Annotated in this window: 12 protein-coding genes and 1 tRNA gene; 4 read left to right on the forward strand and 9 right to left on the reverse strand. The window is 73.3% G+C overall.

Features of this window, described 5'->3' with window-relative positions:
- Positions 1-185 precede the first annotated feature (185 nt).
- The 3 genes from AB0O09_RS11625 to AB0O09_RS11635 all read right to left on the reverse strand — a co-directional run bounded on the left by AB0O09_RS11625 (position 186) and on the right by AB0O09_RS11635 (position 2,968).
- On the reverse strand, positions 186-1,163 hold the full coding sequence (locus AB0O09_RS11625; protein ID WP_363541396.1) for a ribose-phosphate diphosphokinase: 978 nt from the start codon (positions 1,161-1,163) through the stop codon (positions 186-188).
- Positions 1,164-1,368: 205 nt separating this feature from the next.
- Positions 1,369-2,826, reverse strand: coding sequence for a bifunctional UDP-N-acetylglucosamine diphosphorylase/glucosamine-1-phosphate N-acetyltransferase GlmU (glmU, locus tag AB0O09_RS11630; protein WP_363541398.1), 1,458 nt, complete (start codon positions 2,824-2,826; stop codon positions 1,369-1,371).
- A 71-nt stretch (positions 2,827-2,897) separates the two neighbouring features.
- Positions 2,898-2,968: transfer RNA gene (locus AB0O09_RS11635), tRNA-Gln, on the reverse strand.
- A 201-nt stretch (positions 2,969-3,169) separates the two neighbouring features.
- Between AB0O09_RS11635 and AB0O09_RS11640 the strand changes: the two genes are divergently transcribed.
- The 3 genes from AB0O09_RS11640 (at position 3,170) to AB0O09_RS11650 (ending at position 5,763) form a co-directional block, all read left to right on the forward strand.
- Positions 3,170-4,126, forward strand: coding sequence for a fatty acid desaturase (locus AB0O09_RS11640; RefSeq protein WP_363541442.1), 957 nt, complete (start codon positions 3,170-3,172; stop codon positions 4,124-4,126).
- A gap of 92 nt (positions 4,127-4,218) precedes the next feature.
- Positions 4,219-4,881, forward strand: a complete 663-nt coding sequence (locus AB0O09_RS11645) for a TetR/AcrR family transcriptional regulator (protein WP_344628222.1) — start codon at positions 4,219-4,221, stop codon at positions 4,879-4,881.
- Positions 4,882-4,899: 18 nt separating this feature from the next.
- Positions 4,900-5,763, forward strand: a complete 864-nt coding sequence (locus AB0O09_RS11650) for a DMT family transporter (protein ID WP_344628217.1) — start codon at positions 4,900-4,902, stop codon at positions 5,761-5,763.
- Positions 5,764-5,793: 30 nt separating this feature from the next.
- Here AB0O09_RS11650 and AB0O09_RS11655 read toward each other — a convergent pair whose 3' ends face one another.
- Positions 5,794-6,600, reverse strand: a complete 807-nt coding sequence (locus AB0O09_RS11655; RefSeq protein ID WP_363541399.1) for a methyltransferase domain-containing protein — start codon at positions 6,598-6,600, stop codon at positions 5,794-5,796.
- A gap of 111 nt (positions 6,601-6,711) precedes the next feature.
- On the opposite strand from AB0O09_RS11655, the gene AB0O09_RS11660 reads away from it, so the two are divergent.
- On the forward strand, positions 6,712-7,206 hold the full coding sequence (locus AB0O09_RS11660; protein ID WP_363541401.1) for a MarR family transcriptional regulator: 495 nt from the start codon (positions 6,712-6,714) through the stop codon (positions 7,204-7,206).
- 39 nt (positions 7,207-7,245) lie between these two features.
- Here the strand turns inward: AB0O09_RS11660 and AB0O09_RS11665 are convergent, their stop codons facing one another.
- The 5 genes from AB0O09_RS11665 to galT all read right to left on the reverse strand — a co-directional run bounded on the left by AB0O09_RS11665 (position 7,246) and on the right by galT (position 13,105).
- Positions 7,246-8,787: a nucleoside-diphosphate sugar epimerase/dehydratase gene (locus AB0O09_RS11665; protein ID WP_363541402.1), complete on the reverse strand. Its 1,542-nt coding sequence runs from the start codon at positions 8,785-8,787 to the stop codon at positions 7,246-7,248.
- A 91-nt stretch (positions 8,788-8,878) separates the two neighbouring features.
- A complete protein-coding gene (locus tag AB0O09_RS11670; RefSeq protein WP_363541403.1) occupies positions 8,879-9,715 on the reverse strand; it encodes a response regulator transcription factor in 837 nt (278 codons plus the stop codon).
- Between the two features lie 197 nt (positions 9,716-9,912).
- The gene (galK, locus tag AB0O09_RS11675) at positions 9,913-11,046 is read right to left on the reverse strand and encodes a galactokinase (protein WP_363541404.1); all 1,134 of its coding nucleotides are present in this window, start codon (positions 11,044-11,046) and stop codon (positions 9,913-9,915) included.
- Positions 11,043-12,005: a UDP-glucose 4-epimerase GalE gene (gene galE / locus AB0O09_RS11680; RefSeq protein WP_363541405.1), complete on the reverse strand. Its 963-nt coding sequence runs from the start codon at positions 12,003-12,005 to the stop codon at positions 11,043-11,045. The genes galK and galE overlap by 4 nt, the downstream gene beginning before the upstream one ends.
- A complete protein-coding gene (gene galT, locus AB0O09_RS11685; protein ID WP_363541406.1) occupies positions 12,002-13,105 on the reverse strand; it encodes a galactose-1-phosphate uridylyltransferase in 1,104 nt (367 codons plus the stop codon). Before galT ends, galE begins: the two co-directional genes overlap by 4 nt.
- Between the last annotated feature and the right edge of the window lie 45 nt (positions 13,106-13,150).

Raw genomic sequence — 13,150 nt, forward strand, 5'->3', positions numbered from 1 at the left:
TTCCTTGGGGGTCGCTCGGCGGCGGACGACTACTGGAAGCAGCGCGTCGATCACGGTTGCGGTACCCGTACGGGCACACGGCATCCCTCGCCGAGCAGTTCCACGAGTCTAACCGGTGGTGGCGTCAACGTGAAATCGGCCCCCGCACGCGCGGCGTGCGGGGGCCGGACGTCCGGGGCGGACGGTCAGTGCACGCCCTCGAAGAGGCTGGTCACCGAGCCGTCCTCGAAGACCTCCTTGATCGCGGCGGCGATCGAGGGGGCGATCGAGAGGGTGGTCACCTTGTCCAGCTGCAGCTGCTGTGGGGTGGGCAGGGTGTTGGTGAAGACGAACTCGCTGACGCGGGAGTTCTTCAGGCGGTCCGCGGCCGGGCCGGAGAGCACGCCGTGGGTGGCCGCGACGATCACGTCGGCGGCGCCGTTGTCGTAGAGCGCGTCGGCGGCGGCGCAGATGGTGCCGGCGGTGTCGATCATGTCGTCGACCAGGACGCAGACCCGGCCCTTGACGTCGCCGACGACCTCGGCGGACAGGATGGTGTTGGCCTGCGTCATGTCGCGGCGCTTGTGGATGATCGCGAGCGGGGCGCCCAGGCGGTCGCACCACTGGTCGGCGACCTTCACCCGGCCGGCGTCCGGCGAGACGATGGTGAGCTTGGAGCGGTCGACCCGCTCGCCCACGTAGTCGGCCAGCATCGGCAGCGCGAACAGGTGGTCCACCGGGCCGTCGAAGAAGCCCTGGATCTGCGCGGTGTGCAGGTCCACGGCCATCAGGCGGTCGGCGCCGGCCTGGCGGAGCAGGTCGGCGACCAGACGGGCCGAGATGGGCTCGCGGCCGAGGTGCTTCTTGTCCTGCCGGGCGTAGCCGTAGAACGGCAGGATCGCCGTGATGCTGTGCGCCGAGGCCCGCTTCAGCGCGTCGATCATGATCAGCTGTTCCATGATCCACTGGTTGATCGGAGCCGTGTGGCTCTGGATCACGAAGCAGTCCGCGCCGCGGGCCGACTCCAGGAAGCGGACGTAGATCTCACCGTTCGCGAAGTCCAGGGCCTTGGTGGGAACCAGTTCGGTGTCGAGCGCCCGGGCCACCTCCTCCGCCAGCTCGGGGTGGGCACGGCCGGAGAAGAGCTTGAGCTTCTTCTCACCCGACGTCGTGATCCCGCTCACTGCACCGTCTCCTCGCGTTGCTGCCGCACATGGACCCGCCGCGGCGCACCCGGGCAGCAGCGCTCGGGGACGTCGGTCGGCGGGGGATTTGGGGTACGCCGGGACGAGTACGGTCAGCCCAGTGGCGCACGTATGTACTCCAGGTTACGCGGTGCGCAGGGAACCGTCCGCCCCGGGACCGCTTCCCAAGATCCCCCGCAGCCGCTCAGGCCTCGGGCGTCCCGGACGCCTCGGCCTTGGCGGCCGCCTCGGCGGCGGCCGTGCCGGGGCGCTTGCGGGCCACCCAGCCGGCGATGTTCCGCTGCTGCGCCCGGGCGACGCCCAGCGAACCGGCCGGGACGTCCTGGTAGATCACCGAGCCGGCCGCCGTGTAGGCGCCGTCGCCGACGGTCACCGGGGCGATGAACATGTTGTCCGAGCCGGTGCGGCAGTGCGCCCCGATCACGGTGCGGTGCTTGTTGACGCCGTCGTAGTTGACGGTGACGGAGGCCGCGCCGACGTTGCTGCCCTCGCCGATCGTCGCGTCGCCGATGTACGAGAGGTGCGGCACCTTGGCGCCCTCGCCGAGCTCGGAGTTCTTGATCTCGACGTAGGTGCCGGCCTTGGCCTTGCGGGCGAGCTTGGCGCCCGGGCGGAGGTAGGCGTAGGGGCCCACCGAGGCGGACTCGCCGACCTCGGCCTCGATCACCGTGGCGTTGCTCACAGTGGCGCCGGCGCCGATGGTGCTGTCGGTCACGGTGGAGTTCGGGCCCACGGTGCAGCCCTCGCCCAGGTGGGTGGCGCCCTGCAGCTGGGTGCCGGGCAGCACGACCGCGTCCGGCTCGTAGCTCACCTGGACGTCGAACCAGGTGGTGGCCGGGTCGACGACGGTGACGCCGGCCCGCATGGCCTGCTCCAGCAGCCGGTCGTTGAGCATCCGGCGGGCCTCGGCGAGCTGCACCCGGTCGTTGATGCCGAGGATGTCGCGGAAGTCGTCGGCGACCACGGCGCCGACCCGGTGGCCGCCGGTGCGCAGGATCTCCAGGGTGTCGGTGAGGTACTCCTCGCCCTGGACGTTGTCGGTGGTGAGCCGGCCGAGCGCCTCGGCGAGCAGCTTCGCGTCGAAGGCGAACACACCGGAGTTGATCTCGGAGACGGCGCGCTGCTCGTCGGTGGCGTCCTTGTGCTCGACGATCGCGGCGACCGCGCCGTGGTCGTCGCGCAGGATCCGGCCGTAGCCGTTCGCATCCGGCACCACGGCGGTCAGCACGGTGACGCCGTTGCCCTGCTCGGCGTGCGCCTCCGCGAGGGCCCGCAGGGTGGCGCCGGTGAGCAGCGGGGCGTCGCCGGTGGTGACGAGCACGGTGCCGTCGAGGGCGGTGCCGTCGGCGGTCAGCGCGTCGAGGGCGGTGCGGACGGCGTGGCCGGTGCCGTTCTGCTGCTCCTGGACGGCGGTGCGCACGCCCGCGTAGTGCTGCTCCAGGTGGGCGGCGACGAGCTCGCGCAGGTGGCCGACGACCACGACGAGGTGCTCGGGCTCCAGCTCCCGGGCGGCGGCGACGGCGTGGCCGACGAGGGACCGGCCGCAGATCTCGTGCAGCACCTTCGGCAGCCGGTTGGACTTCATCCGGGTGCCGCCGCCGGCGGCGAGCACGATCACGGCAGCGGTCTTCTTGGCAGTCACGCGGAGGGCTCCTCGGTTGTTCTGAGGGAGGGTCGGGCGCGCCTGCCGGACGGTCGGGGCTGTGTGCGGAGCTCCCGGAGGAGGATTCGAACCCCCATAAGCTGGACCAAAACCAGCTGTCCTGCCCTTAGACGATCCGGGACGGATGCCGTGCACGGGTGACGCGCCGACGGACGTCGGCGGGCAATGCAGGGCTAAGAGTACGGGGTGCGCCGCTCCGCATCCACCACCCTCCGAAGTCCCGCCGGTGCGACACGTCTTCCCATCGGATGCCCGGGAACCTACGATGCCGTAGGTTACGCATACGTAGGTTCCGCTCCCTCCCGAGGACGCCCCCATGACCATGCAGGCCGGTGCAGCACCCACCATGGCGGCGCAGAAGCCACCCGCCCAGGTCTCCGCGACCCTCGGCGGGGAGAAACAGGGAATGGCCGAGCGGATCACCCTGGGCCTGTTCATCGCCGTCCCCTTCCTGGCCCTGCTGGCCGCCGTCCCGGTGGCCTGGGGGTGGGGCCTCGGCTGGACGGACGTCGCGATCGCGACCGTCATGTACTTCGTGACCTGCCACGGCATCACCGTCGGCTACCACCGCTACTTCACGCACGGCTCCTTCAAGGCCGCCCACCCGCTGCGCATCGCCATGGCGGTGGCCGGCAGCCTCGCCGTGGAGGGGCCGCTGGTGCGCTGGGTGGCCGACCACCGCAAGCACCACCGGTTCAGCGACAAGGAGGGCGACCCGCACTCCCCGTGGCGGTACGGCGAGAGCGTGCCGGCCCTGGTGAAGGGACTGTTCTGGGCGCACATGGGCTGGCTCTTCGACGAGGAGCAGACCCCGCAGCACAAGTACGCCCCGGACCTGATCGCCGACCCGGCCATAAGGCGGGTCTCCCGGCTGTTCTGGCTCTGGACGGCCCTGTCGCTGCTGATCCCGCCGGTGGTCGGCGGACTGGTCGCGATGTCGTGGCAGGGGGCGCTGTCCGCCTTCTTCTGGGGTTCGCTGGTGCGGATCGCCCTGCTGCACCACGTGACCTGGTCGATCAACTCGATCTGCCACGCCGTCGGCGAGCGGCCGTTCAAGTCCCGCGACCGGTCCGGCAACGTCTGGTGGCTGGCGGTGCTCTCCTGCGGCGAGTCCTGGCACAACCTGCACCACGCCGACCCGACCAGCGCCCGGCACGGTGTGCTGCGCGGCCAGGTCGACTCCTCGGCCCGCCTGATCCGCTGGTTCGAGCGTGCGGGCTGGGCGACCGACGTCCGCTGGCCGGGGGCCGAGCGGATCGACGCCCGCCGCGCCGTATGACCCGCCCGCTGCAGCATGATGTAGGGGTGAACGGGAGCAACGCAGACACCGCGGACGGCCACCAGCACGCGACCGGCGGGGACGGCGCCGCGGTGGGCCGCACCCGCTCCGCACCGGCCGCGCGCGGCGGCCGGGCGGGCGGCCGGGTCCGGATGACCGGCAAGCAGCGGCGCGAGCAGCTGCTGGAGATCGGCCGGTCGGTCTTCGCGGAGCGCGGCTACGACGGCACCTCGGTCGAGGAGATCGCCGAGCGCGCCGGGGTCTCCAAGCCCGTCGTCTACGAGCACTTCGGCGGCAAGGAGGGGCTGTACGCCGTCGTGGTCGACCGGGAGATGCAGCTGCTGCTGGACATGGTGACCGGGGCCCTGACCGGCGGGCACTCCCGCGAGCTGCTGGAGCAGGCGGCCTTCGCGCTGATGGACTACATCGACACCTCGACCGACGGTTTCAAGATTCTCGTCCGGGACTCGCCGGTCGCGCAGTCGACCGGCAGCTTCGCCTCGCTGATCAGTGACATCGCCACCCAGGTCGAGGACATCCTGGGACTGGAGTTCAAGTCCCGGGGATTCGATCCCCGGCTGGCACCGATGTACTCGCAGATGCTGGTCGGAATGGTCGCGCTCACCGGCCAGTGGTGGCTGGAGGTGCGCAAGCCGCAGAAGGCCGAAGTGGCCGCCCATCTGGTGAATCTGGCGTGGCACGGCCTGGAGGGCCTGGAGCGGCATCCGAAGCTGGTGGGCGAACGACGGGTGTGACGGCACCGAGGTGGTCGCGTGGCGGTCTTCATTCTGGCAGTGGGGGCGGCCTGCTGCCTGGGCCTGGGCTTCGTGCTGCAGCAGCACGCCGCCCAGCGTGCCCCCAAGAGCGACCTGCTGCACTGGCGGTTGCTCCTCGACCTGGCGAGGATGCCGGACTGGCTGATCGGCCTCGGCTTCATGATCGCCGGCCTGGTGCTCAGCGCGGTCGCGCTGAGCCAGGGCGAGGTGGCACTCGTCGAGCCGCTGCTCGCCACCAACCTGGTGTTCGCCATGCTGATGGCCCGCAGGCTCACCGGGACACGACTGGGCCGCTCCGGCTGGGCCGGAGTGGCGCTGATCGCCCTGGGGGTGACCTCCTTCATCGTGGCGGGCCGCCCGCAGGGCGGCGGCACCGAGGCCGGCCACCTGCGCTTCTGGCTGGTGGTCGGCATCGTCTCGGGGCTGGCCGTGCTGCTGGTGCTCGTCGCCAAGCACATGCCGCTCTTCGAGGAGGCCACCCTGCTCGCGCTCGCCGCGGGACTGCTCTACGGGCTGCAGGACGCCCTGACCCGGATGACCACCGAGCGGCTGGACGAGCACGGCATCGGCGCGGTGGTGCACAGCTGGCAGCCGTACGCGGTGGTGGTGATCGGCGTGGTCGGCCTGCTGCTCGTGCAGTCGGCCTTCGAGGCGGCGCCGCTGCGGATGTCGCTGCCCGCGCTGACCGCGGCCCAGCCGCTGACCGGGATCGCCTGCGCGGTCGGCTTCCTCGGCGACCGCCTGCGGGTGACCCCGGTCGCGGTGGCCTTCCAGGTGGTGGGGCTGCTGGCGGTGGTGGGCGGCGTCGTCCTCCTCGGCCGCCACCCGGCCATGCCGGGCCACCACCACTTCCACAAGTAGGCCCCCGCGCGCGCCCCTGGGGTGCTCCCCCTACCGGCGTTGTGCGACGGCGAAGACGCGGCGGAAGGGGAAGACGGTGCCGTGCTCCCCGGCCGGGTAGGCCTCGCGCAGGAGGGCGCCGTAGGCGGCGAGGAACTCCTCCCGGTCGGCCGGGTCGGTGAGCCGGGAGAGGACGGGCCGCAGGGCGGTGCCCTTGACCCACTGCAGCACCGGGTCGGGGCCGGTGAGCAGGGTCAGGTAGGTGGTCTCCCAGACGTCCGCGGTGCAGTCGGCCCCGAGCAGGGTCTGCAGGTACTCGGCGCTGTCGTGCACGCCGGCCCGTTCGGCCCCCTCGCCGAGGGCGTCCCGCCAGCGGGCGCTGCCGCGGAGCCCGGCGAGCAGGGTGTGGCTGGGCGCGTCGAAGTTGCCGGGCACCTGGAAGGCGAGCACCCCGCCGGGCCGCAGGGCGGCCGCCCAGCGGGCGACCAGGGGCAGGTGGTCGGCGCGGTCGGCGCCGTCGGGGTTGAGCCACTGCAGGGTGGCGTTGGAGACGATCGCGTCGGGGGCGGCACCGGCCGGGTCCCAGGTGCGGGCGTCGGCCAGGAGGTAGGCGGCACGCGGTTCGCCGTCGGTGCGGGCGGTGGCGAGCATGTCCGCGGAGTTGTCGACGCCGGTGAGGTGGGCGTCGGGCCAGCGTTCGCGCAGGACGACGGTGGAGTTGCCGGGACCGCAGCCGAGGTCGAGGACGACGGGGGCGGCCGGCAGGGCGGGCATCCGGGCGACGAGTTCGTGCAGCGGGCGGGTGCGTTCGTCGGCGAAGCGGAGGTACTGGGCGGGGTCCCAGGCGGTGGCGGGCATGGCGGTCTCCCAAGTATCTCGACATCAAGATATCCAGTCGAGAGGGTGCGCGCGAAAACTCTCGATGTCAAGAGACTTCACATCGACACAACCCCCGATACACTGATCGTCATGGAGGACGAGGTCGACCGCCTGGTCGCAGCATGGCGCCGAGAGCGCCCCGACCTCGACGTGGAACCGCTCGAGGTGCTCAGCCGGGTCAGCCGACTCGCCCGGCACCTGGACCGTGCCCGCCGCACCGCGTTCGCCGAGCACGGCCTGGAGCCGTGGGAGTTCGACGTGCTGACGGCGCTGCGCCGGGCCGGTTCCCCCTACCAGCTCTCCCCCGGCCAGCTGCTCACCCAGACCCTGGTCACCTCCGGCACCATGACCAATCGGATCGACCGGCTCACCGGCAAGAACCTCGTCCGCCGGCTGCCCGACCCGGACGACCGGCGCGGCGTGCTCGTCCGGCTCACCGACGACGGCCGCGACAAGGCCGACCAGGCGCTCGCCGGCCTGCTCGCGCACGAGCGCGAACTCCTCGCCCAGCTCAGCTCCGACCAGCAGGGCGAGCTCGCGGCGCTGCTGCGCTGCCTGGTCGCGCCCTTCGACCAGGCCGGCTGACCGCGCCCCGTCGCCGACCCGCCCGGGGCCGCCCGCGCCTCAGAAGCCGTCCGGGTACGGGGTGGTCAGGGCCGGCACCGGGACGGCCTCCGGCGTCCGGTAGCCCGGCAGCAGCTCCGCGAGCCGGTCGCGCACCTCGGCGTCCGCGTTGACCTTCGCCGCCGCGTACAGCCCGGTCAGGCCGCCCGCCAGGTCCTCCGGGCCGCCGTCGCCGGCCACCGTCGCGAAGATCCGGCCGTGCTCGGTCGGCAGCCGCTCCTCGCCCTCCGAGAACAGCGCCTCGTTGAGCTTCTCGCCCGCCCGCAGGCCGGTGTAGCGGATCTCCACGTCCTCCGCGCCGAACTGCACCTGCCGGGCGAAGTTGTGCACCAGGTCGACGATCCGCACCGGCTCGCCCATGTCGAGCACGAAGACCTCGCCGCCCTCCGCCATCCGGCCGGCCTCCAGCACCAGGCCGACGGCCTCCTCGATGGTCATGAAGAAGCGGGTCACGTCGGGGTGGGTGACGGTCACCGGGCCGCCGCTGCGCAGCTGCTCCTCCAGCACCGACAGCAGCGAGCCGCGCGAGCCCAGCACGTTGCCGAACCGGACGGCCGAGAACACCCCGGTGCCCAGGTTCCGGGCGTCGCGGGCGTTCGCCCGGACGATCAGCTCGGCCAGCCGCTTGCTCGCCCCGAGCACGGAGGTCGGATCGGCCGCCTTGTCGGTGGAGATCAGCACGAACCGTTCCACGCCGGTGGCCAGCGCCGCCTCCACCAGGTGGTCGGTACCGAGGACGTTGGACTTCACCGCCTCGCTCGGGTGCCGCTCCAGCAGCGGCAGGTGCTTGTGCGCCGCCGCGTGGAACACGACCTCCGGCCGCAGGTCGCGGAAGATCTGCTGGATCCGCGGCCGGTCCCGGATGTCCGCGATCACCAGCGAGTCGTCGGTGAGCAGCGCCTCGCCCCAGATCTCCAGCTGGAGCCGGTGCAGGTTGGACTCGTCGTGGTCGAGCATGTACAGCTCGGACGGGTTGAAGGCGTGCACCTGGCGGCAGAGCTCGCTGCCGATCGACCCGCCCGCACCCGTCACCAGCACCCGGCGGCCCTCGATCACCGCCCGGACGTCCGGCGAGACCACGTGCACCTCGTGCCGGCCGATCAGCTTGTTGACGTCCAGGCTGCGCAGGTCCGAGCCGACCACCTCGCGGCGGAGCGCCGACAGGAAGGACGGCAGGTAGCGGACGGCCGCCCCGGCCGCGGCCGCCGCCGTCGCCAGCGCCCGTACCTGCTGGTGCGGCAGCCCCGGGATCGCCAGCACCACCACCTGCGCGCCGTGCGCCACCGCCAGCGGCGTCAGTTGGGCCAGCGGGCCCAGCACCGGAACGCCGTCCACGGCCGTGCCCGCCTTGGCGGGGTCGTCGTCGAGGACGCCGACCGGGGCGAGGCCGAACTCCGGGGTCCGGATCAGGTCGCGGACCAGCGCCGACCCCGCGGCGCCACCGCCGATCACCAGGGTGCGCAGGCCAGGCGGGCCGGCGGCCGCCCCGGCGACCGGGACGGGCTGTGCATCGGGACGGGCGGCGGTGCTGTTGGGCGACATCTGTCCTCCGGTCTCCCTGACCTGACGGAGTCGGTACCTGGGTGTGGCGTCCGGCCGCTCCCCCGCCCGGCGCGGGCGCGAGGAAAACGATTCAGCCGGCGCCCGGGCCTGCGTTCGAGGCGACGGTCGGCGGGTGCGGCGGCTGAGCCGGGGCGGGCGGGGGCAGCGGCTCGGAGGGCGTGATGCCCGCCCGGCGGGCCACCGCGACGGCGGCGAGGGTGGAGTGCACCCCGAGCTTGCCGAGGACGTTCTGCATGTGGGTGCGGACGGTGTGCGGCGAGAGGTACAGCCGTTCGGCGACGGCCTGCCGGCCGAGGCCGGCCACCATGCACCGCAGCACCTCCTCCTCACGGGGGGTCAGCGTGCCGACCAGCCGCTCGCTCTCCGTCCGGTCGCGCCGGGCGCTGGTCAACTCCCGCACCACGCCCGTCAGCAGAGCCGGCGGCAGGTGTGTCTCGTCGCGCAGCACCCCGCGGACGACGGTCAGCAGCCGCCCCAGCGAGCTCTCCTTGGCGACCCAGCCCGACGCCCCCGCCTGCAGCGCGCGCACGGCGCGGCGCGGGTCGTCGTCGGTGGCGAGCACCACGGCGCGGAGCGCCGGATGGGTGCGGCAGATCCGGGCCACCAGGGCGATGCCGTCGCCGGGCGCCGGCGAGGACTCGCGGCGCGGCAGCGGTACGACCGCGACGGGGAACCTGTCGCGGGAGCGGGCCTGGCCGGGACGGCCGACCGCGGGGGGCAGGTCGGCGTCCACCAGGACGATGTCGTACGGGCGTCCCTCGGCGGCGGCGCGCTCCAGCGCGCGTTCGGCGGCGGCGGCGGTGCCGGCCGCGCCGACCTCGATCTCGGGCTCGGCGGCGAGCGCCGTGGCCAGCGCCTCGGCGAAGATGCGGTGGTCGTCGACCACCAGGACGCGAGTACGTCCCATCGTTCGTCCCCCCTGCTCCGGCGCCGACCCCCCACCGGTACCGGACTCAGCGTACGGGAGGGGCGCGTGAAGGGTGGGGGATTGGTGAAGTTTCTTCATTCCCTGGGGATTTGACCTTCGCGCAGCAACCACGAACCGGGGCCGCGCGGACGGCGCGGGGCGCACCGCGAACGGCGCCCCCCACGCTCCGGTGCCCGTCAGCCGATGCGGTGCGCGCCCCGGGCCGGGACGGCGGTGAAGGTGCGGGGGGCCTCGTAGCCGGCGTCGGTGAAGGCGGTGGTGACGGCGGCGGCGACCGCGTCGAGGGTGTCGGCGGCGGTCAGGGCGATCACGGAGCCGCCGAAGCCGCCGCCGGTCATCCGGGCGCCGAGGGCGCCGGCCGCGACGGCGGTGTCGACCGCGAGGTCGGTCTCGGGGCAGGAGACCTCGTAGTCGTCGCGGAGCGAGGCGTGCCCGGCGGTGAGGATCGGCCCGAGCGCGGCGAGGTCGCCGAGGTCGAGGTGGGCGATCGCCTCCCGGACGCGGGCGTTCTCGGTGACCACGTGCCGCACCAGCGGCCGCAGTTCCGCGGGCAGCCGCTCCAGCGCGGCGGCCAGGGCGGCGGGGTCGAGGTCCCGCAGGGCGGGCAGGCCGAGCAGCGCGGCGGCGCGTTCACAGCCTGCCCTCAGTTCGGCGTAGGCGCCGTCGGCGAGGTCGTGCTTGACCCGGGTGTCGATCACCAGGAGCCGCAGGCCGGCCCCGGCGAGGTCGAGCGGGACCTGCCGCTGGGCGAGGTCGCGGGTGTCCAGGAAGAGCGCGTTGCCCTCGGTGCAGCAGACCGAGGCCATCTGGTCCATGATCCCGCAGGGCACGCCGACGAACTCGTTCTCGGCGCGCTGGGCGAGCCGGGCGAGGGCCGGGCCGTCGAGGCCGAGGCCGTGCAGGTCGTTGTAGGCGGTGGCGACCACGCACTCGATGGCGGCCGAGGAGGACAGGCCCGCCCCGGTCGGCACCGAGCTGTCGATGCGGACGTCGGCGCCGCCGACCCCGTACCCGGCCGCCCGCAGCGTCCACACCACGGCGGCCGGGTACTTGGCCCAGCCGTCCACGCCGCCGGGGACGAGATCGGCCACCGCGAGCTCCACCGGACCGCCCCCGGCCTGCTCGCTGTGCAGGCGGAGCAGGCCGTCGGTGCGGAGCCGGACGTCGGCGCGGGCGGCCTGCGGCAGGGCCACGGGCAGCACGAAGCCGTCGTTGTAGTCGGTGTGTTCGCCGATCAGGTTGACCCGGCCGGGCGCCGCCCAGACCCCTGCCGGGGCGGCGCCGTCGCGGACGGACTGGGCATCTGTCATCGGGCTCGCTTCTCCAGGGTGAAGGCCCAGGCGTCGGCGACGATGTCGTCGAGCTCGGGGCGGCGGGGCCGCCAGCCGAGCGCCTCGTGGGCGCGGGCGGCGGAGGCGACCAGGACGGCCGGGTCGCCGGGGCGGCGCTCGGCGGTGACGACGGGGATCTCGCGGCCGGTCACCCGCTTGACGGACTCGATGACCTCGCGGACGGAGAAGCCGTTGCCGTTGCCGAGGTTGCAGATCAGGTGCTCGCCGGGCCGGGCGGCGTCGAGGGCGAGCAGGTGGGCCTCGGCGAGGTCCGCGACGTGGATGTAGTCGCGGATGCAGGTGCCGTCCGGGGTCGGGTAGTCGTCGCCGTAGACGGCGATGTGCGGGCGCTGGCCGAGGGCGGCCTGGAAGACCAGCGGGATGAGGTGCGACTCGGGGTCGTGGCGCTCGCCGTACCCGCCGTGGGCGCCGGCCACGTTGAAGTAGCGCAGCGAGACGGCGGCGAGGCCGTGGGCGACGGCCTCGCCGGTGATCAGGTGGTCGACGGCGAGCTTGGTGGCGCCGTAGGTGTTGGTGGGCGCGGTGCGGGCGGTCTCCGCGATCGGGACGGCCTCGGGCTCGCCGTAGACGGCGGCGGTGGAGGAGAAGACGAGCTTGCGCACACCGGCCTTGCGCATCGCGGAGATCAGCTCCAGGGAGCCGGCCACGTTGTTGCGCCAGTACTTCTCCGGGTCGGCGACGGACTCGCCGACCTGCGAGGAGGCGGCGAAGTGCAGGACGCCGTCGTAGGAGCCGTCGAGCACCTCGGCGGCGTCCTGGATCCGGCCGCGGACGAACTCGGCACCGGCCGGGACGCCCTCGGCGAAGCCGGTCGAGAGGTCATCGAGCACGGTGACCTGGTGTCCGGCCTCCAGCAGGTGGGCGGCGACCACGCTGCCCACATACCCGGCACCACCCGTGACCAGGTACTTACTCATGATGCGACCTCCCGCAGGCGCTGTGCCGCCGTCTCGGGCGACACGTCGTTGACGAACGCGTCCATGCCGGACTCGACGCCGGCGAGGAACTTGAGCTTGCCCACCGTACGACGGATCGTGAACAGCTCCAGGTGCAGTGCCAGCTCCTCTCCTCCGAGGGCGGGCGCCTGGTGCCAGGCCGCGATGTACGGCGTCGGTTGGGCCTGCTCATTCTGCCCGGGCTCGATGAACAGTCGGTCGAAGCGGCGCAGCAGTTCCAGGAGGACGGCGGGGAGCTCGGCACGTTCGGCCTCGGTGAGGCCGGTCAGGTCGGGCACCCGGCGGTTCGGGTGGAGGTGCACCTCGTAGGGCCAGCGGGCGGCGAACGGGACGAAGGCCGTCCAGTGCTCGCCGGCCAGCACCACCCGGACGGGGTCGGCGCGTTCGGCGGCGAGCAGGTCCTCGAAGAGGTTGCGGCCGGTGCGGGCCCGGTGGTCGGCGGCGCGCGCCACGGCGCGGGCCGTCCGCGGGGTGACGAAGGGGAAGGCGTAGATCTGCCCGTGCGGGTGGGCGAGGGTGACGCCGATCTCCGCGCCGCGGTTCTCGAAGCAGTACACCTGGCGCACGCCCGGCAGGGCCGACAGCTCGGCCGTCCGGTCCGTCCAGGCGTCGAGGACGAGGCGGGCGTGCCGCTCGTCGAGGTCGGCGAAGGACTTTGCGTGGTCGGCGGTGAAGCAGACCACCTCGCAGCGGCCGGTGCCGGCGGCGGACTCGGCGACCGGGTGGTGGTGGTCGGCCGCGTGCACGGCGGCGTCGGCGGCCAGGGACGGGAAGCGGTTCTCGAAGACCGCGACCTGGTAGTCGGCGGCGGGGATCTCGCTGAGCCGGCCGTCGCGGGACGGGCAGAGCGGGCACTCGTCGGCCGGCGGGTGGTAGGTGCGGGCCTGCCGGTGGGCGGCGACGGTCACCCAGTCGCCGCTGACCGGGTCCCGGCGGATCTCGGAGAGGCTCGCCGCGGGCTCCAGCGGGCGCAGGTCGGCGGAGTCCCGCAGCACGGAGCCGTCCGTGTCGAAGTAGATGAGCTCGCGGCCGTCCGCGAGCTTGGTGACGGTCTTCTTCACGATGGACTGCTCCGATCTCCTCGCCCTCCAACATATTCGAACATC

It is taken from the genome of Kitasatospora sp. NPDC093679 (assembly GCF_040683455.1).
Lineage (GTDB): Bacteria > Actinomycetota > Actinomycetes > Streptomycetales > Streptomycetaceae > Kitasatospora > Kitasatospora arboriphila.